20 protein-coding genes are annotated in these 25,431 nt (G+C 51.4%); 11 read left to right on the plus strand and 9 right to left on the minus strand.

Annotated elements, in window-relative coordinates; all coding sequences use genetic code 11:
• The first annotated feature begins 32 nt into the window (after positions 1–32).
• From JNC80_RS12465 to JNC80_RS12475, 3 genes are all read left to right on the plus strand, one after another.
• Positions 33–1,268 (plus strand): saccharopine dehydrogenase family protein, encoded by a 1,236-nt coding sequence (locus JNC80_RS12465; protein WP_376710529.1) that lies wholly within the window; start codon positions 33–35, stop codon positions 1,266–1,268.
• Positions 1,269–1,388: 120 nt separating this feature from the next.
• Entirely contained in the window at positions 1,389–1,958 is a 570-nt protein-coding gene (locus tag JNC80_RS12470; RefSeq protein WP_376710530.1) for a hypothetical protein, read from the plus strand.
• A gap of 113 nt (positions 1,959–2,071) precedes the next feature.
• The gene (locus JNC80_RS12475) at positions 2,072–3,118 is read left to right on the plus strand and encodes a polysaccharide deacetylase family protein (protein ID WP_376710531.1); all 1,047 of its coding nucleotides are present in this window, start codon (positions 2,072–2,074) and stop codon (positions 3,116–3,118) included.
• A 257-nt stretch (positions 3,119–3,375) separates the two neighbouring features.
• On the opposite strand, the gene JNC80_RS12480 is transcribed toward JNC80_RS12475, so the two are convergent.
• From JNC80_RS12480 to JNC80_RS12505, 6 genes are all read right to left on the minus strand, one after another.
• Positions 3,376–4,437 (minus strand): sn-glycerol-3-phosphate import ATP-binding protein UgpC, encoded by a 1,062-nt coding sequence (locus JNC80_RS12480; RefSeq protein WP_376710532.1) that lies wholly within the window; start codon positions 4,435–4,437, stop codon positions 3,376–3,378.
• On the minus strand, positions 4,437–5,285 hold the full coding sequence (gene ugpE, locus JNC80_RS12485; protein ID WP_022711987.1) for a sn-glycerol-3-phosphate ABC transporter permease UgpE: 849 nt from the start codon (positions 5,283–5,285) through the stop codon (positions 4,437–4,439). Before ugpE ends, JNC80_RS12480 begins: the two co-directional genes overlap by 1 nt.
• A gap of 9 nt (positions 5,286–5,294) precedes the next feature.
• Positions 5,295–6,176 carry a sn-glycerol-3-phosphate ABC transporter permease UgpA gene (ugpA, locus tag JNC80_RS12490; RefSeq protein WP_028233882.1) on the minus strand — a complete coding sequence of 294 codons (882 nt, stop codon included), beginning with the start codon at positions 6,174–6,176 and terminating at the stop codon, positions 5,295–5,297.
• A 312-nt stretch (positions 6,177–6,488) separates the two neighbouring features.
• Positions 6,489–7,799 carry a sn-glycerol-3-phosphate ABC transporter substrate-binding protein UgpB gene (ugpB, locus tag JNC80_RS12495; protein WP_221719826.1) on the minus strand — a complete coding sequence of 437 codons (1,311 nt, stop codon included), beginning with the start codon at positions 7,797–7,799 and terminating at the stop codon, positions 6,489–6,491.
• Positions 7,800–8,375: 576 nt separating this feature from the next.
• Positions 8,376–9,302, minus strand: coding sequence for a DMT family transporter (locus JNC80_RS12500; RefSeq protein ID WP_022711990.1), 927 nt, complete (start codon positions 9,300–9,302; stop codon positions 8,376–8,378).
• A 265-nt stretch (positions 9,303–9,567) separates the two neighbouring features.
• A complete protein-coding gene (locus tag JNC80_RS12505; RefSeq protein WP_376710533.1) occupies positions 9,568–10,998 on the minus strand; it encodes an aldehyde dehydrogenase family protein in 1,431 nt (476 codons plus the stop codon).
• 425 nt (positions 10,999–11,423) lie between these two features.
• Here JNC80_RS12505 and JNC80_RS12510 point away from each other — a divergent pair, with 425 nt between their 5' ends.
• On the plus strand, positions 11,424–12,509 hold the full coding sequence (locus JNC80_RS12510; protein WP_376710534.1) for an acyltransferase family protein: 1,086 nt from the start codon (positions 11,424–11,426) through the stop codon (positions 12,507–12,509).
• Between the two features lie 69 nt (positions 12,510–12,578).
• Here JNC80_RS12510 and JNC80_RS12515 read toward each other — a convergent pair whose 3' ends face one another.
• Positions 12,579–13,628: a dipeptidase gene (locus JNC80_RS12515; protein WP_376710535.1), complete on the minus strand. Its 1,050-nt coding sequence runs from the start codon at positions 13,626–13,628 to the stop codon at positions 12,579–12,581.
• A gap of 550 nt (positions 13,629–14,178) precedes the next feature.
• Between JNC80_RS12515 and JNC80_RS12520 the strand changes: the two genes are divergently transcribed.
• From JNC80_RS12520 to JNC80_RS12550, 7 genes are all read left to right on the plus strand, one after another.
• Positions 14,179–15,777, plus strand: a complete 1,599-nt coding sequence (locus tag JNC80_RS12520) for an ABC transporter substrate-binding protein (protein ID WP_075656530.1) — start codon at positions 14,179–14,181, stop codon at positions 15,775–15,777.
• Positions 15,774–16,787 carry an ABC transporter permease gene (locus JNC80_RS12525; protein ID WP_022711996.1) on the plus strand — a complete coding sequence of 338 codons (1,014 nt, stop codon included), beginning with the start codon at positions 15,774–15,776 and terminating at the stop codon, positions 16,785–16,787. Before JNC80_RS12520 ends, JNC80_RS12525 begins: the two co-directional genes overlap by 4 nt.
• Positions 16,784–17,686 (plus strand): nickel transporter permease, encoded by a 903-nt coding sequence (gene nikC, locus JNC80_RS12530; RefSeq protein WP_376710536.1) that lies wholly within the window; start codon positions 16,784–16,786, stop codon positions 17,684–17,686. The genes JNC80_RS12525 and nikC overlap by 4 nt, the downstream gene beginning before the upstream one ends.
• 8 nt (positions 17,687–17,694) lie before the next feature.
• Entirely contained in the window at positions 17,695–18,522 is an 828-nt protein-coding gene (locus tag JNC80_RS12535) for an ABC transporter ATP-binding protein (protein ID WP_116088315.1), read from the plus strand.
• On the plus strand, positions 18,522–19,262 hold the full coding sequence (locus tag JNC80_RS12540; RefSeq protein WP_022711999.1) for an ABC transporter ATP-binding protein: 741 nt from the start codon (positions 18,522–18,524) through the stop codon (positions 19,260–19,262). The genes JNC80_RS12535 and JNC80_RS12540 overlap by 1 nt, the downstream gene beginning before the upstream one ends.
• A 91-nt stretch (positions 19,263–19,353) precedes the next feature.
• Positions 19,354–20,853, plus strand: coding sequence for a serine hydrolase domain-containing protein (locus JNC80_RS12545; protein WP_376710537.1), 1,500 nt, complete (start codon positions 19,354–19,356; stop codon positions 20,851–20,853).
• Positions 20,854–21,017: 164 nt separating this feature from the next.
• The gene (locus JNC80_RS12550; RefSeq protein WP_376710538.1) at positions 21,018–21,935 is read left to right on the plus strand and encodes a LysR family transcriptional regulator; all 918 of its coding nucleotides are present in this window, start codon (positions 21,018–21,020) and stop codon (positions 21,933–21,935) included.
• Positions 21,936–22,094: 159 nt separating this feature from the next.
• On the opposite strand, the gene JNC80_RS12555 is transcribed toward JNC80_RS12550, so the two are convergent.
• Positions 22,095–24,143 carry a TRAP transporter permease gene (locus JNC80_RS12555; protein ID WP_376710539.1) on the minus strand — a complete coding sequence of 683 codons (2,049 nt, stop codon included), beginning with the start codon at positions 24,141–24,143 and terminating at the stop codon, positions 22,095–22,097.
• A 153-nt stretch (positions 24,144–24,296) separates the two neighbouring features.
• Positions 24,297–25,286 (minus strand): TAXI family TRAP transporter solute-binding subunit, encoded by a 990-nt coding sequence (locus JNC80_RS12560; protein ID WP_075656542.1) that lies wholly within the window; start codon positions 25,284–25,286, stop codon positions 24,297–24,299.
• Positions 25,287–25,431: the final 145 nt, after the last annotated feature.

Consider the following 25,431-nt stretch of genomic DNA (forward strand, 5'->3'; position numbering starts at 1 on the left):
CGAAAAGGCTACTATGGAGCGTACCGCGTGAAATGAAAAAAAATGTCCTGATTATTGGTGCCGGAGGCGTGGCGCAGGTTGTGGCGCATAAATGTGCGCAGAACAACGATGTACTGGGTGATATTCACATTGCTTCGCGAACGAAATCAAAATGCGATGATATGGTCGCAAGCGTTCGTGAAAAGAAAAGTATGAAGGTCGAGGGCGTATTGGAAGCCCATGCACTGGATGCTCTGGATATTGAAGCCACGAAGGCACTGATTACCAAGACAAATTCACAGATCGTGATTAATGTCGGTTCGCCTTTCATCAATATGTCGGTGCTGCAGGCCTGTATCGAAACCGGCGTGGCTTACATGGATACCGCTATCCATGAAGAACCGAACAAGATTTGTGAGACCCCGCCGTGGTATGCAAACTATGAATGGAAGCGCCGCGAGCTTTGCGCTGAAAAAGGTATTACTGCTATTCTCGGTATCGGCTTCGACCCGGGTGTTGTGAACGCCTATGCCCGTCTGGCTCAGGACGAGTATTTCGACAAGATCACCGATATTGATATCATCGATATCAATGCCGGTTCCCATGGCCGTTGGTTCTCCACCAATTTCGATCCGGAAATCAATTTCCGTGAATTCACCGGTCGCGTTTACTCGTGGCAGAAGGGTGAATGGCAGGTCAATAAGATGTTTGAAGTCGGCAAGGAATATGATCTTCCTGTCGTCGGCAAGCAGAAAGCCTATATGACCGGTCATGATGAAGTGCATTCACTGGCACGCAATATCGAGGGTGCGGATGTGCGCTTCTGGATGGGTTTCGGCGATCATTACATCAATGTGTTTACTGTGCTGAACAATCTTGGCCTGTTGTCCGAACAGCCGGTTAAAACCGCTGAAGGTCTGGAAGTCATTCCGCTGAAAGTGGTCAAAGCTGTACTGCCTGACCCGTCATCACTGGCACCGGATTATACCGGCAAGACCTGTATCGGTGATCTGGTTAAGGGCAGCAAAGACGGTAAAGACCGTGAAGTCTTCATTTATAATGTGGCAGACCATAAGGATGCCTATAACGAAGTTGGTTCGCAGGGCATTTCCTATACTGCCGGTGTTCCGCCGGTAGCGGCTGCCATGTTGGTTGCGACCGGTGAGTGGGATGCCAAGACAATGGTCAATGTTGAAGAACTTGATCCGCGTCCGTTCCTGACCACAATGAGCAAGATCGGTCTGACTACCTGGATCCGTGATGAGCAGGGCGAACGTCAGATTTTCTGATTTTGATCTGTTCCGGAATTAAATTAAGCTCAGGGGCGCAAGTCTCTGAGCTTTTTTATTGCGCTTTATTATAAGGGCGATAGTATTGCGTCAGTTTTGTCCGGTTAAAAATGAGGCGCAATGATGGGTTATTCTGTTTTATCGCATTTAAAACATCTTGCTGCGCCGCTGGCAGCCTTGATGGTGCTTTCCGCTTGTAGTGTTTCAGTTGATGAGGGCAGGCCGCAGCGCCCGCCAGTCCGGCCGGATCGTCCGCAAATGTGTACGATGGAATATGCGCCGGTCTGCGGCGTGCGTAATGGAAAAACCCGTACATTGGGCAATAGCTGTCAGGCACGCGCCGAGGGCTATCGCATTATCAGCAATGGCGAGTGCAGACCGCCACAATCGCGCCCACCGCAGTGGCAGCAACATCCTGATCGTCCCGGCGGAGCTATGCGACCGGATTATCCAAGCGGAGCTATGCGACCGGATTATCCAAGTGGAGCTATGCGACCGGGTCGCCCGTCAGGGAACTGGGGCGGCAATAATGGCGGAAACTGGGGTGGTAATATCCGTCCGCAAACCGCCTGCACACGCGAATATGCGCCGGTTTGTGCCACCAGCCGCGGCCGCAGCCAGACATTCCCGAATGCCTGTGTCGCGCGCAATGCCGGTTATGAAAATATGCGCAACGGAGCTTGCCGTTAACTCCGTCTTACCGCTTGTAAAATATACAAGATTTAAAGCTGCGATATGGGCTTATAATATCGCAGCTCTTCTTTGAATATTTTCGGCTGGTGACAGACAGGATGATATACGGATTGCATGAAGCAAAACGTCTGCTGAAATACTCCGTTATCCGTGCAGGGCTGGATGCGATCTCCGCGCTGCATCTGGGTAAAATTCTGCCGTCTGCTGCTCAAAACGGCCTGATTTTTACGCTGCATCATGTACGGCCGGAAAACGCCGCGCAGCATTTCTCTCCCAACGCAATTCTCTCGGTCACGCCGCAATTTCTGGAACAGGCGATACAGGAAGTTCTGCAGGCAGGAATGATCCCTGTTCATGTGCATGATTTGCCGGAGCTGCTGGCGAATAATCCTGAAAATAAGCGCTATGTCTGTTTTACGCTGGATGACGGTTACCGGAACAATGCTGATTACGCTGCTCCGATATTCAGGCGTTATAATATCCCCTATACAATTTACATCACGTCGGGCTTTGCAGAACGTAAGAATATTCTGTGGTGGGAAGTTATTGAACAAATCCTGCGTGATAAAGACACACTGACATTTGATTTCGGCACAGGCGCCAAAACCTTGTCATTAAAAACGCGATGGGAGAAGACAAAGGCTTTTGCCCGCTTCGCTTGTTATGTCGACAGTCATGATGAAGATGAAGCGGTGAGCCATATTGCGGATCTCGCTGTGCAGAGCGGCATTGATCCGTTACGCCTTACGCGTGATCTGACGATGGACGTGTCGGAATTGCGGGTCTTGCAGCAGTGTGACAACGGGCTGGTGCATTTTGGTGCGCATACGGTGAGCCATATTAATCTCAGCCGCGTTGATCATCAGCGCATGAAATATGAGATTGAAACATCCGCACAATGGCTGAAAGATGAGCTGGGCGTGGCTCCGCAATCATTTTCTTATCCATATGGGTGGAAGACTGCGGTGAGTGAAAATACTTTTGCTGCGGCGCGTGAGTCGGACTTTGCAGTGGCTGTGACAACGCAACCCGCGATGCTGAATGCAGCGTGTTTGCAGCATCCGCAATCATTTCCGCGCGTATCATTAAACGGCTATTTTCAGAAAAAGCGCTATGTGAGGGCGCTTATTTCCGGCATTCCCTTTATAAACACATGATAATTTAGAGATAGCCGCATTATGAATATTTATGATGTGCTCTATCAAAATTATAAATTTAATTATGGCGCATTAAAAAGTTAAGCTTCTTACAAAGAAGCAGCAATCTGATTGCAAACTTCTTGGGATTCCCGAACAGGGTAGCCATGAGAGTTCATACGGGGGCATGATTATCATGGTGTCGCCGATTGCCAGCAAGCGCAGGCATCGGCGACAATAATCCCGAAATTGCTTTCGGGATCACCAATTTCAAAACATCAAACGGTCAGTTCAATGCGGTTGCCATCCTTGTCGAAGCAATGGAGGGCGGATTTTGTTGCGCTGACTTTCAGCACTTCACCACTTGCAATCGTGCTGCGTCCGGCAACGCTGAAAATGATGGCTGTGTCATCTGCAAGACGGGCATGGACATAGCTTTCCGCACCCACGAGTTCGACGGCATCAACAGTCACATCCGTGGTGAAGGCCGCATTTTCTGTGCCAATCATAAAGCCTTCCGGACGCACGCCGACAGTTGCAGTGCCGGCCGGTACAACCGAGCTGAGCTGCTGCATCCATGGTGCATCTTTGCCGGAAGCATCTTTGCAGGACAGCAGGTTCATCGACGGCGAACCGATGAAAGTTGCAACAAAGGTTGTTGCAGGCTTTTCATAAAGCTCGATCGGTGTGCCGACCTGTTCAATATGACCGGCATTGAGCACCACCAGACGATCGGCCAGTGTCATGGCTTCCATCTGGTCATGGGTTACGTAAACGCTTGTCACGCCGAGGGAACGCTGCAGACGCTTGATTTCCACGCGCATATGCACGCGCAGCTTGGCATCCAGATTGGAGAGCGGCTCGTCAAACAGGAACGCAGCAGGTTCACGTACAATCGCACGACCCATGGCAACACGCTGGCGCTGACCACCGGAAAGCTGACGCGGTTTACGCTCCAGAAACTGCTCGATTTCCAGTGCCTTGGCGGCTTTGGTAATGCGCTGTTCAATCTCGGCCTTCGGAGTATTGCGGTTCTTCAGACCATAAGCCAGATTCTGGCGCACAGTCATATGCGGGTAGAGCGCATAATTCTGGAACACCATCGCAATATCGCGTTCTGCCGGTTCCAGCTCATTGACCACACGGTCAGCGATCGAGACAGTACCGGAAGTAATGCTTTCCAGACCGGCAATCATGCGCAGCAAAGTGGATTTGCCGCAGCCGGAAGGGCCGACCAGAACAACCAGTTCACCATCGGCGATTTCCAGCGAGATGCCTTTAATGGTCTCGACATGACCGCCATAGACTTTTTTTACATTTTGAAGAGAAATGCGGGCCATTATTTTTCCGTTTCAACAAGACCTTTGACGAACCATCGCTGCATCAGAACCACGACGATGATCGGAGGGATGATCGCAAGGATCGTTGTCACCATCACAAAATGCCATGGTGTTGCGGCATCGGCGAAGTCCACCATTTTGCGCAAAGCGATGATGATTGTGTTCATCTTTGCATCATTGGTGACCAGCAGAGGCCAGAGATATTGTGTCCATCCGAAAATGAACAGAATAACAAAAAGTGCTGCAATATTGGTTTTGGACAGCGGCAGCAGAATGTCTTTCATAAAGCGCCACGGTCCGGCATTATCAATGCGGGCTGCCTCCACAAGCTCTCCCGGAATAGTCAGGAAGAACTGGCGGAACAGGAATGTCGCCGTTGCTGAAGCCATTAATGGCAGTGTCAGACCGGCATAAGTATCGATCAGCCCGAGATCCACAATCACTTTATAGGTCGGCAGAATACGCACTTCCACCGGCAGCATCAGTGTGATGAAGATCATCCAGAAGAACACCATGCGGAAGCGGAAGTTGAAGAACACAATCGCAAAAGCAGAGGTGAAAGAAATGATGATCTTACCGATGGCAATCGCCAGTGCAACAACAGTCGAGTTGAACAGCAGACGTTCAAGGCTCACACCTACGGTGCGTTCAACACCGCCGGTCATTGCATCACGGTAATTTTCAATAAAGTGGTCACCCGGCCAGAGCGGGATCGGAGGGCGGAGGATTTCCGCCGACGTCATGGTTGAAGCCACAAATGTATAATAGATCGGGAAGGCAACAATGATGATGCCGATAATCAGCGCCAGATGGCTGATTGCGATAGTAACGGGATTACGTTCAATCATTGTCTGACCTCAGGAATAATGCACGCGCTTTTCAACAAAGCGGAACTGGAACGCCGTAAGGGCAATAACGATCACCATCAGCACCACGGACTGTGCTGCAGAGGAGCCGAGGTTCAGATTGACGAAACCGTCATTATACACTTTGTAGACCAGAGTTTCAGTGGACTTGGCAGGGCCGCCGCCGGTAACCGCATGGATGATACCGAATGTGTCGAAGAACGCATAAACAGTATTCACAACCAGCAGGAAGAACGTGGTCGGTGCCAGAAGCGGGAAGGTGATCGACCAGAACCGTTTGACACCGCGTGCGCCGTCAATGGCCGCTGCTTCCAGCAGGGATTTCGGGATTGCCTGAAGACCGGCAACGAAGAACAGGAAATTATAGCTGATCTGTTTCCACGAAGCGGCAAAGATAACCAGTGCCATCGCCTGATCGCCTTTCAGCAGCGGGTCCCAGTCAAAACCGGCATTGCGCAGCAGATAGGCCAGTGTTCCCATCGCGGGCGAAAACATGAACAGCCACAAAATACCGGCAATGGCTGGTGCCACGGCATAAGGCCAGATCAGCAGGGTGCGGTACAGATTTTTACTGCGCACGACTTTTTCCGCAGCGGTTGCCAGAAACAGGGCAACAGCCATCGACAGCAAAGCAGTCGCAATACTGAAAAAGATCGTAATCTGGAAAGAATGCAGATAATTCGGATCGGCGAACAAGGCCTGAAAATTTTTCAAACCGACAAAAGCGCTGCGCAGACCAAACGGATCTTCACGCATCATCGACTGATAAATAGCCTGACTGGCCGGCCAGAAAAAGAACACGAATGTGAGTATGAGCTGCGGCGCAACTAATAAATAGGGTAGCACCTTGTTGGGAAAAACAACACGCTGCACAAAGATCTCCTTCAAATTGCAGCGCCACACACCGAAAAGGTGCTGAAGGGGCACAGCAAGATTTTTGAAATGTTACACAATTTCTGATGCTCTTGGCAGGCAGAGACTGTGCTGTCAGCTCAGAGCATTTTCGTCCTGCGCGGACATCATGAAATACTCTGCCTGATCGTTTTTACACGCTTCCGGAGGTGGTAAGACTTTTCCGGAATGTGCCCTGACATATAAGCCAATCCTCAACGCAATCCTGAAGATGGGTTTATATGCAGAGTGAAGAAAACCGCGCATCCTTTGCAGGATGCGCGGCTATGAGTATTAGCGGTTTACAGCTTCAGCAATGGCTGCATTGCCACGCTCAACGGCGTTTTTCAGCGCAGTTTTTGCATCCTGTTTACCGGCCAGCATCGCTTCATATTCTTCATTGAGAATATCACGTACCTGCGGCAGGTTTACGAGACGTACGCCCTTGGAATTGGCGGTCGGCTCTTTGCCCATCATCTGCAGGATTGGTGTTTCACGACCTGGATTCTTTTCGTAGAAACCGGATTTCTTGGTTTCTTCATAGGCTTCCAGTGTTACCGGCAGATAGCCGGACACCTGATGCAGGCGAGCCTGAATCTTGGTCTGGGACAGGAAGTTGAAGAACTGGGCAATGCCCTTATATTCTTCATCGCTCTTGCCGCCGAATACCCAGAGACTGGCGCCGCCCGGAATAGTGTTCTGCGGACGACCTTCACCTTCATAATAAGGCAGCTGGCCGATACCGTAATTCATGCCGGATTTAACCACATCGCCCAGACCACCGGAGGATTCTGTCAGCATAGCGCATTCACCGGAAGTGAAGAGCTGCTTGGCTTCCGATGTGCGGCCGCCGTAACGGAACGCGCCGTCTTTGGCGAGATCAGCCAGACCCTGGAAATGCTGCTCGAACAGAGGCGCATTGATTTCCAGTTTTACGTCCAGACCGGCAAGGCCGTTTTCATTAGTGCCGTAAGGAACATTGTTCCATGCGGCGAAGTTTTCTGTCTGGATCCATGTCAGCCATGTAGATGTATAACCGCAGGCTGCTGCGCCGCTGGATTTGATCTTGCGTGCTGCTTCAAACACTTCAGGCCATGTTTTTGGCGCAACTTCAGGATCAAGACCGGCTTTTTTGAAAGCGTCTTTGTTGTAATAAAGGATCGGTGAAGACGAATTATACGGGAAGGACAGCATGGTGCCGTCTGCTTTTGAATAATAAGCGGTAATACCGGCGAGGTATTTTGACTTATCAAATGTGAAGCCGCCTTTTTCCAGCACTTCGGCAACCGGCATAACTGCGCCTTCAGCACCCATCATCACGCCGCTGCCAGCATCAAAAACCTGCAAAATTGCCGGTGCCTGCTTGGCGCGGAATGCAGCGATACCCGCATTCAGAGTTTCAGGATAGGTGCCTTTATAAACAGGAACGATTTTGAATTCGCTCTGGCTTTCATTGAATTCCTTGGAGAGCTGTTCAACAACTTCGTTGTTGGAGCCGGCCATACCGTGCCACCATTGCAGTTCGGTAACCGCAAATGCGTTGGATGCGAATGCAACGGACATTGTTAATGCCGCTACTGAAACAGTCATCAGACGTTTGGACATGACTTCTCCCTGAAGGTCCCTGAAGATCAATGAAACGGAATATCGCTGAGCCGGTGTTATGTGTACGCCGTTCAGACGAGAGTTCCGTGGTTGCCATTAAGCTCTTTCGTTTTAGCGCATATAACATTTAATACGAAAGAGAAAAGCACAATTACGAAAGCTATTCACGCATAATTCTATGCGCAGACACATTTTGGCGAAGAGTTTGTCACAAAACAAGCGATAATAAAATTACGTGCCATAAAGTTCGTGATTTCAGGAAAATGCTGCGGGCAGGGTGATTCTTCGCCACTTACAGGTGGAAAATCCACAATTCAGGCAGAAAAAAAGCCGGACTAAAAAGCCCGGCTGAATTTAAGAAGACATTTAGATGCCTTCGAGGGGAACACTTGCAGCGCGAAATGGGAGGAAGCGCGCCAGCAAGTGACCTTCATATGGAGCAAGCGTTAAATAAGTTCAAGGTCATGTTCACAGTTTTTTTGACCAAAACGTAAAATAATTGCGCCTGTGTATTTCAGCCACAGTTTTTGCAGGGCGCTTTGATATGTCTATGCATATAATCGTCCCGACAAGTGGTCAGCCACGCCTTGCCTGCATAATGCCGGCGATGACGATGAGGCCGCCACAAATCTGCCAGATGCTCAGCGGTTCTGACAGCAGGATCCATGCCAGAATTGCTGCCACAACAGGCTGGATCAAAAGTGTGAGCGAAGAAAACGCAACCGGCAGCCATGCAATGGCAAATGTAATCAGGCTTTGCCCGGCGGCTTGCGTCATCCATGCCAGGGCGCAGACAACAACCCAGCCAAACAAGGTCAGCGGGAAATATTGCGTTTCAAAAATCAATGCGAGCGGCAGAATAGTCAGGGTTGCACTGATTGTGGTGCAGAGCATGATCGTTGAGGTGGAAAAACGGCGGCGCGTGAAGCCGAGCATCAGAATATAAGCGGCATAAAGAATGGCAGCGCCCAGAGCCACGGCATCGCCTTTGAGGCTGCTGTGGCCGGAAAGGTCGGGGCCGCCTTTGAGGATCAGCACGCCAAAAATTGCAATAACAAGACCGCTGATGAAAATCCGGCTGATTTTCTGTTTCAGAAACAGCCAGCCGCCAAGCGCTACAAAAATCGGGGACAGGTTCACAATCAGCGTCGAATTGGCAACGGATGTCATGGTCAGCGAAATATGCCAGACCACCAGTTCCAGCCCGATCAGAATGCCCGGAACGGCAAGGATTGCCAGATCACCAAGAGAAGCCGGTTTGACCTGATCCACGCCATGCTTCATCCGGTTATTCAGGATCAGCATCGGGATAATCGCCAGTGCCAGCCGCCAGAAAGCCGTAACAATCGGGCCGGTTTCGGCAAAACGCACCAGAATAGGCGAACAGCTGATGAGCAGCCCGCCAAGCAAAAGCGCGATAATCGCTTTTCTCTGTGTCTCAGGCGTGCTTTGCAGCAGGCCGGTTGCGTTGATTGGCGCGGCTTCGGAGGGTGACTTGTTCATGTTTAACCTGCCGCTTCTTATGAAGCAGCCTTATATGTGAGAATGCAGCATAAGTGCAGGCATCTGCTGGCAGGATATGCTGGCCGTATTTTGAGTGATCCGCTGCCTGCGACATGCTTTGTCATCGGAGAGAGTATCTCTCAGTTGCGCGCTTCGGCAGATAGTCAGTCTTTATGTGATATATATCAAAACAATTATATAAAACAGCGCGTCTTTTGACGGACGCGCTATTTCTTGTCTCTTTATGGCTGGTTATGGCCGGGGCTTATTCTTCAAAGCCGACGATACCTTTGATTTCGACAAATTCACGCAGACCGAAAACGCCGTATTCACGGCCGTTACCCGACTGTTTGTAACCGCCGAAAGGTGCCGCACCGTCCCATGGCGCATCATTAATATAGACATTGCCGGTGCGCAGACGTTTCGACAAAGCCTGCGCTTCTTTCAGATCACCCTGAATATAGGACGCAAGGCCGTAGACCGTATCATTGGCCATTTCGACCGCTTCATCCAGATCATCATAGCCAATCATCGACAGAACAGGGCCGAAGATTTCCTCGCGGGAAATGCGCATATCATGGCCGACACGGGCAAAGATGGTCGGGCGCACATAATAACCGGCATTGAGTTCCGCAGGGCGGCCGGTGCCGCCGGTTACCAGTTCCGCACCTTCATCAATACCTGCCTGAATCAGATCCTGAATCTTGTCGAACTGCAACTGGCTGACGACCGGACCGAGATCGGTATTGGCGGAATTCGGATCGCCGGTGCGGAATTTTTCTGCTGTATCACGGGCGATTGCAATCGCATCATCCATAGCTTCCTGCGGTACCAGCATGCGGGTCGGTGCATTGCAGGACTGACCGCTATTACCGAAGCAACGGGTGACGCCGGTACGCACGGCCTTATCCAGATCGGCACTGCGCAGGATAATGTTCGGGGATTTACCGCCGAGTTCCTGATGTACACGTTTTACGGTCGGTGCTGCGGTCTGTGCAACGCTGACACCGGCGCGGGTAGAGCCGGTAAAGGACACCATATCCACATCTTTATGGCCGGAAAGCGCGACGCCGACAGTCGGACCGTCACCATGAACGAGGTTGAACACGCCTTTCGGCACACCGGCTTCATCCATGATTTCTGCGAACAGAATGGCACTGACCGGCGCAATTTCTGAAGGCTTCAGCACCATTGTGCAGCCGGTAGCAATGGCTGGTGCAACTTTTGCGGCAATCTGGTTGATCGGCCAGTTCCAAGGGGTGATCATTGCCACCACGCCGATCGGTTCATGCACAACGCGGGTTGTGCCCTGCATATAGGCATATTCAAAAATTTCAGCGGCTTTAATTGCTTCCATCAGATGGGCAGTGCCAGAACCGGCCTGTGCAGCCTTAGCCATGGCCAGCGGTGCGCCCATTTCCTGCGAGATTGCGGCGCCGATTTCATCCGAGCGGCGGATGAAAATTTCGAGAATGCGCTTAAGCAGAGCGAGACGCTCTTCTTTACTGGTGACGGAGAAGCTTTCAAAAGCGGTTTTGGCGGCGGCTACTGCCTTATCGACATCGGCAGCGGTGCCCATTGCGATTTTGGTAAAAGGCTGCTCGGTTGCAGGATTGATGACATCCAGTGTTGTAATTGGGCTTATTGCCGGATCAACCCATTCACCGTTGATATAAAATTTGAGCGCGTGATCCATAGTTCCCATCCTGTCATGCTGTTTATGCGGTTTTTTAGAAATTTTGCGCGCAGTTTAGACCTAAACCCCGTGATTACAACTGCATAAACGGCATGGGGTGATGAAATTTTACGCTCTTAAAGATCGTTGCAATGTAATTATTTCCGATATTTGCGCTTTGTTTTCTGTATTTTTATTAAGTAATGATATGTATTATTGATATTTAAAGTATATATTGCGCTATTGACTATTGATAAATTGAATAATTATAGAAATATAGTTTTGGCAATTTAGAGATTATATTTAATTAGTTTGCTTAATTATAAATTTATATTTTAATAATGCATATTGAGTGTGTTTTTGCTTGGAATCTTGCCGGAACAAAAACAATAAATGCGCTGCAATGGACTGTGCGTGCATTTGATACATGTGATCGGGTGAGGCAAATGCAGACAAACACTGTTATTCAGAGTGAGAAATTCAACTCTGTGCAAATCTTGCGCGGCCTGGCGGCATTGCTGGTCGTTATCGGGCACACATTACAGCATCCGATGGCTGAGCCGCCACCGATACTGGGTGTTTTGGGTGCTTTTGGTGTTTCAATTTTCTTTGTAATCAGCGGATTTATTATCAGCTATATTCATCCGCGTGACTTCGCACCGGCAGGCTTTTTGTGGCGGCGCATTATACGCATCGTGCCGCTTTACTGGCTCTGCACAATATTTCTTGCGCTCTGCGCGGTTTATTTGCCGAGCTTGTTCAAGTCGACAAGTTTTACGCCATATTATTTGTTTAGCTCGCTCGCTTTTCTTCCGGAACTGGTGCCGGGGACTGTTGATGACTGGCGCCCTTTGCTGAAACCGGGCTGGTCTCTCAATTATGAGATGTTTTTCTATCTCATCTTTATTCTGTTCTGGTGGTGTGAGAGCAGTTTGCGGCGCACGGTCTTCATGAGTCTGGCACTCGGTGTGCTGATTGCAGGTGCGTTTTTTGTTGAGCGAAACAGCAGTGTTACAGCTTTTTATCTTAACTTTAATCTGATGCCGTTTCTTGCCGGTATGTGGCTTGCTGAAATGCAGCGCCGCGGTTTCTGGAGCGATTTTTCCGTCAATTCCTTGCCGGTATTGCTGTTTTTCGTGGCGCTCAGCATAGGTTTGCTGTTCAGTGTTGATCTGACGGTGCTTCCGCTATTTATCGAAAATCTTGCTTATCTGACCGCATCTGTGCTGCTAGTTGTAGTGGCGCTTTGTACGGATCGCTGGGTTAAAACTTTATCGCCGCGTAATCTGTTTGTACAAATTGGCGACAGTTCCTATTCGCTCTATCTGACACATATGTTTGTCGTCGGTGCGGGCTGGGCGGTCTTCAACCGGCTTGGTTTGGGTGGCTGGGCTTTTCCGCTGGCGGTGATAGCAATTATTATTGCAAGTCTTATCGGCGCGAAGATTTCTTATCTGATTATTGAGAAACCATTTATGCGTTTGGGACGTAACAAAGCAAAGCTGCAATATCCGGTGCCTCAGCCGTCTTAACATCACGAAAAAGGCCTCCGCTCTATAGCGGAGGCCTTTTTCAATTTTGCGGTTATAAATGCAGCAATCTTACGCCCAGGTTTTTTCGAGGACGCGGATCCAGTTTTTATAGGCGATCTTGTCGATGATTTCCTGATCGTAACCGGCTTTGCGCAATTCGGCGATCAGCAGCTGCAGGTCAGCGGCGCTGCCCAGAGCATCCGGGATGGTCGTGCCGTCAAAGTCGGAGCCGAGAGCCACATGGTCAACACCGATACGATTGATGATGTAATCAATATGGCGCACCATTTCGCTGAGCGGCGTGGCAGTGATTTTCTGACCGTCTGCACGCAGGAAGGACACGCCGAAATTGATGCCCATCAAGCCGCCGGTTTCCTTGATGGCGTCCATCTGTTTTTCGGTCACATTGCGGCTGTGGGTGCACAATGTGTGTGCGTTGGAATGGCTGGCAACGAGCGGTGCATCGGAGATCGCTGCAATATCCCAGAAGCCTTTGTCATTCATGTGCGACAGGTCGACCATGATTTTCAGCTCGTTACAGGCGCGGATCAGGGCTTTGCCCGCATCACTGAGGCCCGGGCCGATATCCGGTGTACTCGGGAAGCGGAACGGCACGCCATATGCGAAAATATTCGGACGGCTCCAGACCGGACCCAAAGTGCGCAGGCCTGCCTGATGCAGCACATAAAGTTCATCCAGATCGGCGCTGATCGCTTCCGCACCTTCAATATGCAGTACTGACGCAAATGCGCCATTGGCCATCGCTGTGCGGATATCATCGGCAGAACGGCAGATTTTCAAGCCGCCTGCGGACTTCGCTTCAATCTTCGCCAGAAGCGCGGCCATGCCGAGGGTGATTCTTAAGGCGCTGTCGTGTTCCGGCGTCGGATAATCGCCGTTTGCGTCTTTTTCCATCGAAGGGGACGGCACATAAATTGCGCAGAGGCCGCCTGCGAGGCCGCCCTTTTTAGCGCGTGGAAGATCAATATGACCCACCTTTTCGCCATCAATAAAGCGATCGACCGGATTGGCTTCGCTTGACGACCACAGACGCAGCAAAACGTCATTATGGCCATCAAAGACAGGGGTGAAATTGTCTGCCGTTGAGGAACTGGACATGGGAAAGGGAACCTTACTTTTCTGGCTGGCGACATAAAATATGTCGCAAACAGAAACATTTAGCGGATTAAATCCTGTTATTGCATCTCGTTAGCAACGGTATTCCTCTGAGATTTCAGGGAGGCACCTGCGATTCTGCGGTTTTTCACTGCGGAAATACAAGTCGTCGCGTGATTTGCGAGACTGACCATTTTGCAACCAAATTGCAAATGCCTTTTCTTGCAGGGGATAGTCCTCTTCTGCATATTAATTTAAATTAGAAAATAACAAAGTTTTGAACAAGATTTTGCATGCAAACCATGCATAGCCACTGGCAAAATCTGCATTGGCCGCGTTATTGGGCTTCATGATAACTGAACCGGACATTAGACGGTTTTCTTATACACATTGTTTTGATGCAGTTTCGGGTGGATCGGAACGGGCAAAAATCGGTCCGGTGGACGATCTCCCGCGAAGATAACTCATTTTCAAAGCTGTTAGAAAACTTAACCACTGGCAGGGGCAACCCGGCCGGTTTCTTGCGTTTACGGATAGGGAAGAGGAAATCACCGTGATTTCAAGACGTAATTTTTTGGCGGGCGCTGCTGCTGTTCCGTTCCTGTCATATGCCGGCATGCTGCCTGCGATCGCTGCCGGTCGTCAGGACATTCTGGTTGTGGCCATGCAGCTGGACAACATGACATCGCTCGATCCGCATGAGAGCTTTGAAGCTGTCGGCAGCGAAATCTGCAACAACATGTATCAGCGTCTTGTGCATCCGAGCTTTGAAAATCCTGAAAAGATTGAAGGCGGCGTAGCCACTTCATGGGAAGCTGATGCTGAAGGTAAGGTTTATACTTTCAAAATCAACCCTGAAGCAAAATTTGCGACCGGCAATCCGATCACCGCTGAAGATGCTGCGTTCTCGCTGCACCGCGCGATCAAGATGAACAAAGGCCCTGCTTTCATCATCGGCCAGTTCGGTCTGACCCCTGAGAATGTTGAGAAAGCTGTTGTCGCGACCGATGCCGGTACGCTGACCATTTCTCTCGACACTCCGACTTCCCTGTCCTTCCTGCTTTATTGCCTGTCTTCCAGCGTCGGTAGCGTTGTTGAGAAGAAACTGGTGATGGAAAATGCAGCCGGTGACGATCTCGGTAACGAATGGCTGCGTAAAAACAGCGCCGGTTCCGCTGAATGGACTCTGGCTGCATGGAAGCCAAGCGAAAGCGTTATGCTGAACCTGAACCCGCACGGCGCCTATAAAGGCAATGTGAAGCGTATTGTTCTGCGTCACGTTGCTGACCCTTCATCCCAGCTGCTGATGCTCCAGAAAGGTGACGTGGATATCGCCCGTAACCTGACTTCCGAGCAGCTGCGCGTGATCCAGAACGACGAAAACTTTACGCTCGTGCGTAAAGGTATTGCCGGTATCGGCCTGATGTCGCTCAACCAGAAAGTTGAAAAGCTGACCAATCCTAAGGTCTGGGAAGCAATCAAATGGGCGATCGACTATAAGGGCATTCAGGAAAATATCGTGCCTTTGACCCACCAGATCCATCAGACCATTATTCCTGAAGGTTTCCCGGGTGCAGTTAACGACACACCATTCCAGAAAGACACTGCGAAGGCAAAAGCTCTGATGGCTGAAGCAGGTCTCACCGATGGTTTCTCCATCAGCATGGATCATTATTCCGCACAGCCTTGGCCGGATATCGCTCAGGCGATTCAGGCAAACCTCGCAGAAATCGGCATCAAGCTGGAACTGCGTGCTGCTGAAAACCGTCAGGTTCTCACCAAAATGCGTGCCCGTGAACATGAAATCGCTCTGACTTCATGGGGTTCGGACTATTTCGATCCGAACACCAATGCGGACGTATTCTGCAACGTGACCGACCTGTCGGATGATGCAAAGAGCAAGCCTTTCGCATGGCGCTCAAACTACCAGAACGCAGATTTCGCCAAGAAATCGCTGGCTGCCCGCGATGAAAAAGATCCGGCAACCCGCGTTAAGCTTTACGAAGACCTGCAGCGCGAATTCATGAACAACAGCCCGTTTGTTGTCATGCTGCAGACTGTAATGACTGCTGCCTGCCGTAAAGATGTTACCGGCATGCGTCTCGGCGTTCTGTCCGATACCCACTCTTACGCAGGGATTGCGAAAGCTTGAATAAGAGACTGAAAACTCTGACTGGTACTCTGAGCAGCGTGTTAATCACGCTGTTCGGACTTGCTATTGTCACTTTCATGATCGGCCGCGTTATGCCGGTTGATCCTGTGATTGCAGCCGTCGGCGATAATGCGCCGGAGGCTGTTATTCAGCGTGTGCGCGCGGAGATGGGGCTGGATCAGCCGCTCGTCGTGCAGTTCTTCCATTATATCGGTCAGGTTTTGCAGGGTGATCTCGGCAATTCCATTCTGACCCGCAACCCTGTTACCACGGATATTGCCCGCTATTTTCCGGCAACCCTTGAACTGGCCACCGCAGCGCTCCTCCTCGCTGCCCTGATCGGTATTCCTCTGGGTGTCTGGGCAGCGGTGCGTCAGGGCACTCTGACGGATCAGACGATCCGTGTTATCTGTCTGGCCGGTCACTCCGTGCCGACCTTTGTGCTGGCGCTGATTTCGCTTCTGGTTTTCTATGCCGCGCTCGGTATCGCACCGGGACCCGGCCGTCAGGATATTATTTTTCAGGACATGATCCCGCATGTCACTGGTATTCTGACCATTGATACGCTGATCGACGGCGATATGGATGCTTTCTGGGATGCGCTCGCGCATATGGCCCAGCCGGTTATCATTCTCGCTTATTTCAGCATGGCTTATATCACCCGTATGACCCGTGCATTCATGCTGGATGCACTCAAAGGTGAGTTTGTTGTTACAGCCCGCGCCAAGGGCCTGTCCGGCACTGCAGTTATCTGGAAACACGCTTTCCCGACTGTGGCCGTGCAGCTGGTGACCGTTCTTGCACTGACCTATGCCGGTCTGCTTGAAGGTGCAGTTGTAACCGAAACCGTGTTCAGCTGGCCTGGTCTTGGTCAGTATCTGACTGTTTCGCTGATGAATGCAGACATGAACCCTGTCGTCGGCGCCACTCTTCTGATTGGTGTCATCTATGTCGGGCTTAACCTGCTCGCTGACATTCTCTACAAGGTACTGGATCCACGCGTCAGATGATTTTCTCTAATTTTCATAACTGGGCGCTGGACGAAACTCCGTCCTCGCCGTCGCAGGCTCTCTGGGGCCGGCGCTACCGTATCTGGCTCAATCTGAAGTCAAATCCGCTGGCGATGATCGGCCTGTTCATCATTGCGGTCTTTGTTTTCATCGCCATTTTTGCCCCGTGGCTGGCACCGCATGATCCGAGCATTCAAAATCTCGCCAATCGTCTTGCGGCACCTTCTGCTCAGCATTGGTTCGGTACGGACGAGCTGGGACGCGATATTTTCTCGCGTATCCTTTATGGCGGCCGCGTAACACTCGGCATGGTTATTGCCGTTGTTATTCTGGTTGCACCGCTTGGTCTGATCATCGGTTGCGTGGCAGGTTATTTCGGCGGTGTTGTCGATACAATCCTGATGCGCGTAACCGACGTGTTCCTCGCTTTCCCGCGTCTTATTCTGGCTCTGGCTTTCGTAGCCGCGCTGAAACCGGGTGTTGAAAGCGCGATTCTGGCGATTGCACTCACAGCCTGGCCGCCTTATGCGCGTCTGGCCCGTGCGGAAACCATGACCATCCGTAACACTGACTATATCGCAGCCTATCGCCTGACCGGCGCCAGCCCTGCACGTATTATCGCCCGTCATATCGCACCTCTGTGCGTGCCGAGCCTGATTGTACGTATTACGCTGGATATGAGCTCGATCATTCTGACCGCTGCAAGCCTTGGCTTCCTCGGTATGGGTGCGCAGCCGCCGTCACCGGAATGGGGTGCGATGATTGCAACAGCCAAACGCTTCATTTTTGAGCAGTGGTGGGTTGCTACAATTCCGGGTATTGCGATCTTCCTCGTTTCACTCGCGTTCAACTTCCTCGGCGACGGTCTGCGTGACGTCCTCGATCCGAAGCAGAATTGAGGGATAAAATGCTGGTAGATATTCAAAATCTGAGAATCGCATTTGAAACCCGCACCACCCGTTTTGAGGCGGTGCGCGGTCTCTCTCTGCAGCTTGGCCGTGAAAAGCTGGGTATTGTGGGTGAAAGCGGCTCGGGCAAGTCTCTGACTGCCCGCGCTCTGATGAAACTCCTGCCGAATATTGCGGAAGTCAAAGCTGATAAGCTCAGTTTTGACGGACAGGATCTGCTGACCGCATCTGAAAAACAGATGCGTCAGATCCGTGGTAAGCGCGTTGGTTTCATTCTGCAGGATCCGAAATACTCGCTGAATCCGGTGAAGACCATTGGTGTGCAGGTGGCGGAAGCCTGGCGCACACACAAAGGCGGCAGCAAAAAACAGGCTCTGGAAGCGGCGATTGATCTGCTCGATCAGGTGAAAATCCGCAATCCGCGTGAAGTGGCACATACCTATCCGCACGAAGTATCGGGCGGTATGGGGCAGCGGGTCATGATCGCTATGATGCTGGCACCGGATCCGGAACTGCTGATTGCCGATGAGCCGACTTCGGCGCTTGACGCAACCGTGCAGGCTGAAATTCTGCGTCTGATCGATGATCTCGTCGACAGCCGCGGCATGGGGCTGATCCTCATCAGCCACGATCTTCCGCTTGTTTCCCATTTCTGTGACCGCGTTATGGTCATGTATATGGGGCAGGTGATGGAAGAGCTGAAAGCATCGGAACTCAATAATGCTCAGCATCCTTATACCAAGGGTCTCCTGAACTGTATTCCGTCGCTGACGCATCCGCGTGATCGTCTGCCGGTAATGACCCGTGATCCGGAGTGGCTGAAATAATGATTGAAGTTGATAATCTGAAAATTCAGTTCGGTGACAAGCAGGTCGTTAAGGGCGTTTCGTTTAACGTCGAAAAAGGCGGCAGCTTCGGTATCGTGGGCGAGAGCGGTTCGGGTAAGTCGACAATCCTGCGTGCGATGGCCGGTCTGAACGAAAGCTGGAGCGGACGTATTGCTTTTGACGGCAAAGACGCGCCGCTGAAGCGGACACCGGAATTTTTCCGTTCTGTTCAGATGGTGTTTCAGGATCCGTTTGGCTCCCTGCATCCGCGCCAGACCATTGACCGTATTCTGAGCGAGCTGTTGCTGGTTCATAAGATCGACAATGTTGAAGGACGGATCAAGCAGGCTCTGTCTGATGTGGCTCTGCCGCAGACGGCGCGTTTCCGCTATCCGCACCAGTTGTCCGGCGGTCAGCGTCAGCGCGTGGCGATTGCCCGTGCTCTGATTGCAGATCCGCAGGTATTGCTGCTCGATGAGCCGACTTCGGCACTGGACGTTTCCGTTCAGGCGGAAATTCTCAACCTGTTGTCGGATCTGCGTGAAGAACGCAATCTGACCTATGTTCTGGTGAGCCATAATCTCGCAGTTATCGCCCATCTCTGCCCGGAAGTGGGCGTGATGCAGAATGGTGTGATGGTGGAACAGCTGACAGCAGAAGATCTGCGTTTAGGCCGCACCACCCATCCGCATACGACTGAGCTACGCGAGTTGAGCGTAACGGTTGAAGAACCAAAATAATGAGAGTGTAACAGGCCGGATTTTCCGGCCTGTTCTTTATGCAATATTGAATTAAAAACCTGCATGAACAGGGGCATGGGAAGAAGCGATCATGGCTATGAACTGGGACGCCGCCTTATCAACCGCACAAAAACTGACTGCACAATGGCCTGCCAATGAGCCGGGAGGCGTGATTATCGGCTTTGATGCCGATGGTATCCGTTTCAGCACTGCCAGCGGTGTGGAAAGCCTGGCAACCCATAAGCCGTTTTCCGCCGATAGTGTTGTGCGCTATGCCTCTGTGACCAAGCATGTCTTTGTTTCTATGGTGCTGAAACATGCAGACAAGATCAGCCTTGATGATCCGCTCGGCAAACATCTGCCGGAACTGAAAAAGCCTTTGAGCGAAGTGACTGTCGGTCAGGCGCTGGATATGAGCGGCGGTCTGCCCGACACGCGCGAATGCCTGACATTGCTCGGCCTGTCGATTTATACGGAAACCCATAATGACCGGCTGATGGACTTCCACGCGACGATGGAACGCCTCAATTTTGATGCCGGTACGCAGGTCTCCTATTCCAATACCGGCTATCGTCTGGTGGAAATTGCGCTGGAGCGTCTGGGTCTGCGCTTTGATGATTATCTGCAAAATGAAATCGCACCAATGCTCGGCGTACAGCTGAAAGCACCGGATGTCTGGAATGATCCGGTGGATGGTCTGGTGCCGGGCTACTGGCATGATGGCAAAAAATGGCAGCTCAGTTCAGCCGGTCTTTATATTTCCGCAGCGGGTAGCCTGACCGGTAGCGGTACAGCGCTGGCGACTTGGGCGCAGGCTCTGATGTGCGGCAAAGACCAGCTTTCCGGTGTGATTGAAAAGATCAGTGAGCCACGTAAAATGGCTGATGGTCGTTTGTCTGCCTATGGTCTCGGTTTTGTTGCTTCTGAACTTAATGGTCTGAAGCTGGTCGGTCATGGCGGTTCGCATCCGGGTTATAAGAGCTATGTGCTGATCTGCCCTGAGCATCAGTGTGGTTTTGTGGTTGTCGCCAACCGTGATGACGCCAATGGCAGCAAGATGGCGCAGGCTGCAATGGCTGCGCTTGCAGGTCGTTCGTTACCGCAGACCGGAAGTACAATTCCGGATGGTTTTTATGTCACCGAAACCGATCATCACTGGGTTGAGATGAAGGGCGGTAACGTCACTTATATCGACAATGAAGATGCGCTCTATTATGAAGGTAATGGCTGGTTTTCATCCCGCTCGGCTACGTCACCAATCCTGCTGCGCTGGACAGGTGAGGTGCTGGAAGGGGAACTTGGCCATGCACCGCGCCGTCTTTATCCGGTAACACCAAAGCCTGCCGGTAATGAACTCGACGGTAGCTGGAAGTCGGTTTACGGTGCTGCTTTTGAGATCGCCAACGGCACGGTAATTATGGGTGTCGGCCCTGTTCAACAGACAATGCCTGTCACCGATCTTGGCAATGGCCGCTATCTGTTTACGCTGCATGACGGCCCGTGGGTGAAACGGGTTTGCATCAACCGATTGAGCGATAATCGCGTTGAACTGGTGCTGAGCCGCAGCCGTATGCTGGAATATACCCGCTAATCTTCAGTAACTGAAGTGACTGCCGTTCTCTGATATCTGCGGATATTTAAGAGAGCGGCCGTTTTTTATGTTTCTGTTCAAATATGCTGACATATCGTATAAGGCCTATTCTGAACCTGCATGCCTGTATGCAAAACAGGCAATCATGACGAAGGATCCGTATTGTGGAAATTAAGTGGGTTGAAGACTTTCTGGCGCTTGCTCATACTTTAAATTTCTCCAAAGCTGCAGATGAACGCCACGTTACCCAGTCTGCTTTCAGCCGCCGTATCAAGCAGCTGGAAACATGGCTCGGCACGACCCTGATTGACCGTGCGACTTATCCTTCGCGGCTCACCGAGGCCGGTGAGAAGTTTATTCCGGTGGCGCAGGAAACACTGAAGTCACTCTATCAGGTGCGTCAGGGCTTTCAGGCAAACCAGACACTGGAAGCACAGACAATTTCTTTCATCGCATTGCATACATTGTCTTTCACATTTTTCCCGCAATGGGTGAAGGAAACCAGTGATAATACCGCACCGGTTTTCACACGGTTGCGGCCGGATACAGGCAGTGTTGAAGGCAATGTGAATGCGCTTGTTGACGGCGATTGTGATTTTCTGCTGACCTATGTGCATCCGTCTGTGCCACTGCTGCTCGATGCTGCAGACTTTGATTACAAAGTTGTCGGCTTTGAGCAGATCATTCCGATCAGCGCACCGGATGCTGATGGCAACCCGCTGCATATGGTTGGCCGCGGCGAGCAGCCGTTTGATTATATCGGCTATGAAAAATCATCGTTCTTCGGTCATTTGCTGAGTGAATTATTTGCGCTGAAAATGCCGGAACATCGTCTGGTTCATGAAGGCAGTATGTCGATTGGTCTCAAAGGCATGTCAATGGCCGGATGGGGCGTGGCATGGGTGCCGCACAGCCTGATTGCCGAAGAACTGGCCACCGGCCAGCTGGTGCATGGTGCGGATATGTCATGGAATATTCCGCTGGAAATCCGTCTTTACCGCTCCAGAAACAATCAGCGTTCTGTGATTGAAAAATTCTGGAGCCGGTTGCCGGATTTGAAACAGACAAAAGATGACCATTAAAAAGGGCGGTGAGAGCATTTCATATAAGATGAAAATGCTCTCATTTTGAAGAACGCGCATTTTATCTGATCGAAGCAGGATTGGTAATCAGTCCTGTGAACTGATTACCCTGCGCAGACGTTTCACACTTTTCGGAATGCGCTTTAAGCGCCCTTTTTATTATACCGGCTGTGCCTGCCGCACACCTGCCACTTGTCGCAGCAGCACAGGAACGAGCAGTGCCAGACCCAGCAGGGATGTATAAATTTCCGGTACGACCAGCAGGATTGCTGCAATAATCAGCAGCACCTGTTCCCAGCGTTTAGTACGCACCAGCATAAAGCCAGACAGCGCAGCACCCAAGGCGGTAATCCCGATCACGCAGCCGATAAAGGCGGTGAAGAATTCGCCCCATGAGAAATTGGCATTGACCAGCAAGAGTGACGGCGAGAATACAAACACAAACGGTACCAGCACTTTACCCAAACCTAAGCGGAAGGCGGTATTACCGGTTTTAAACGGATCGGCACCGGCCATCCCCGCCGCGGCATAGGCTGCAAGCGCCACCGGCGGCGTGATATCGGCCAGAACCCCGTAATAAAACACGAAGAAATGTGCAACAATCGGTTCAACACCCAGCAGTGCCAGCGTCGGCGCGGCAATGGTTGCCATGATGATATAATTTGCCGTGGTCGGAATACCGCAACCCATCAGAATACAGACAATGCCGGTCATGATGAGGGTAAACAGCAAAGTCAGCGTTGAGGCACCGATAAGCGCGGCAGGCAGGAATGTGCCAAACCATGCGGCAATATCCGCAGCTGTTGTGGTCACAATATAGGAGATTTTGAAGCCGACACCGGTGAGTGTGACCACGCCGACAACAATGCCGACTGTTGCCGCTGCTGCACCAACCGCGAGTGCATATTTTGCACCGTCGCGCAGGCTTTCAAAAATCTCTTTGACGGACATGCGCTTACGCGGATTGAGCAGACCGACGGCAATACACAGCGTAATCCCCCAGAACGCGGCGAGATAAGGCGTGTAACCGGACAGAAGTACGCCAACCAGAACGACAAGCGGAATAACCGTCGGCCAGTCACGTTTGAAAGCTTCTTTCAGATCAGGCATTTCATCCGGTGTCATGCCACGCAGGCCTGTGCGCTTGGCTTCAAAATGCACCTGCATCAAAACACCGAAGAAATGCATGAAGGCCGGAACAATCGCGGCAATAATAATAGTGGTGTAAGGCAGATTGAGGAACTCAATCATCAGGAAGGCCGCAGCACCCATAATCGGCGGGGTGATCTGCCCACCGGTCGAGGAGGCGGCTTCAACTGCGGCTGCGAAATTGCGTTTATAGCCAAGGCGGATCATCGCCGGAATGGTGAGCGAGCCGACTGTTACCGTGTTGGCAACAGAGGAGCCGGAAATCATACCAAACAGCGCCGAGCCGAAGATCGAGACTTTGGCAGGGCCGCCTGCATAGCGCCCTGCAACCCATGCGGCACAATCAAGAAACAATTGTCCCAGACCGATACGGGTGGCAAAAACACCAAACAACACGAAGTGGAACACATAGGTAGCAACCACACCAAGCGCGATACCGTAAACACCCTGTGTTGTCAGATAAAGATGGTCAACGATCTGAGAAACGGACGAACCCGGATGCACCAGAATGCCGGGCATGGACGGGCCGAAATAGGCATAGAGCATAAACAGCACAGCGATTATCGGCAGCGGCCAGCCGACCGAACGGCGTGTGGCTTCCAAAAGCACAATAATCAGCAGACCGCCGAGCATCACATCGGTTGTTGTCGGATTACCGACGCGGAAGGCCAGATCATCCAGCGGGATGAGCGGCACATGCATCACCGCAATGACAGCACCAATCGCCAGCGCCCAGTCGATGATGGAAATACCGAGCGGCCGCAGCAAAGTGGATTTTGCCGGTTCCGTGTAACCTTTTGGCGAAAACGGAAATACCAGAAACACCAGACCCAGCACGAAAGCCAGATGGATACCGCGATGCATGGTTTCAGACAGAATACCAAAACCGGCTGTGTAATAGTGAAACAGCGAGAGAATAATCAGCAATGTGCCGACTATGCGGGCAGTAACAGGCAACAACGGGCGAAAGCGGATTTCTGAATCGAATTTCTCTTCGAGTTCGCGCGCTTTTTCTTCATCCAGCTCCATAGGTTTCAACGATTGTTGCTCTGTGGTCATGGGGAAATTTCCTGAAAATATGGCTAAAGGCGCTGGCGTTCACGGGCTGACTGTAGCAGCCGGACGCACTCGCCCGTCAAAATGCGTATTGTAAACCTGTGAGAAAATCCTGCACCGGACTTTACGAGAGTCTGGTGCAGGATAAACGGTTTTTTATTTCAGCAGGCCGGCTTCTTTGTAGAAGCGTTCAGCACCCGGATGCAGCGGAATACCAAGGCTGGTCACTGCATTCTGCAGGGTAATCATTTTACCCTTTGCATGGCCGGCGTCCAGCGCCTTGCGGGTTGCGTCATTCCACATGGTCTTGGTGATGTTATAGACCAGTTCATCGGACTGTTTCGCACTTGTCACCATCTGAGCGGCAACGGAAATTGTATCGGTTGCACCGACATCTTTATAAGTATCGGCCGGTACAGTATCCTTGGCGAAGAAGCTGTATTCTTTGAGGATTTTCTCCATTTCCGGTCCTTCAATCGGAACCAGAGAAATACCATTGGTGCTGGCGAGTTCGGAAATCGCACCGGTCGGGTAGCCGCCAACGAAGAAATAAGCATCCAGCGCGCCGTCTTTCAGGCGGTCACCGGCAGGACCCGGTTTCAGATACTCGGCCTTCACGTCTTTTTCTGTCATGCCATAGGCACCAAGTACAATACGGGCATCGACAATGGTACCGGAACCTGGCTCATCAAGTGAGACGCGTTTGCCTTTGAGATCAGCAACAGATTTGATGCCTGCATCTTTACGGGCAACCAGATGCACGGTTTCCGGATAGAGTGTTGCGATCAGACGCAGGTCTTCCACTTTGCCCTTGCCTTCATAGAGGCCGGTGCCGGTATAGGCCCAATAGGCGACGTCAGACTGGGTAAAACCGGCTTCAAGACCACCGCTTTGTACTGCATTAATATTGGCGACAGAACCGTTGGAAGAGACTGCAGTTGCCACCAGACCCGGAACGCCCTGATCGCCATTGCCGGAGATCGCATTGGCGATCAATCCGCCGATCGGATAATAAGTGCCTGCGGTACCGCCGGTGCCGATACGGAAAAACGAAGGTGATTGTGCAGTTGCAATGGTTACGCCGAGTGCTGCCGTTCCCAAAACAGCTGCGGCCATAAAGCGGCGAAAATTTTTGCCAAATTTCATATTCTCTCTCCCTCTGGAATATCCTCTGCAGTGAACATGAAAAGACCGGCGCGACTTGTCAACCTTTCTGATATAGATAGAAACCACATTATACTTTAGTATAATAAGAAAAAACTCCTTTGAATTCAGTGCCCTGACGGGAGGC

It is taken from the genome of Pseudochrobactrum lubricantis (assembly GCF_041929865.1).
Lineage (GTDB): Bacteria > Pseudomonadota > Alphaproteobacteria > Rhizobiales > Rhizobiaceae > Pseudochrobactrum > Pseudochrobactrum saccharolyticum.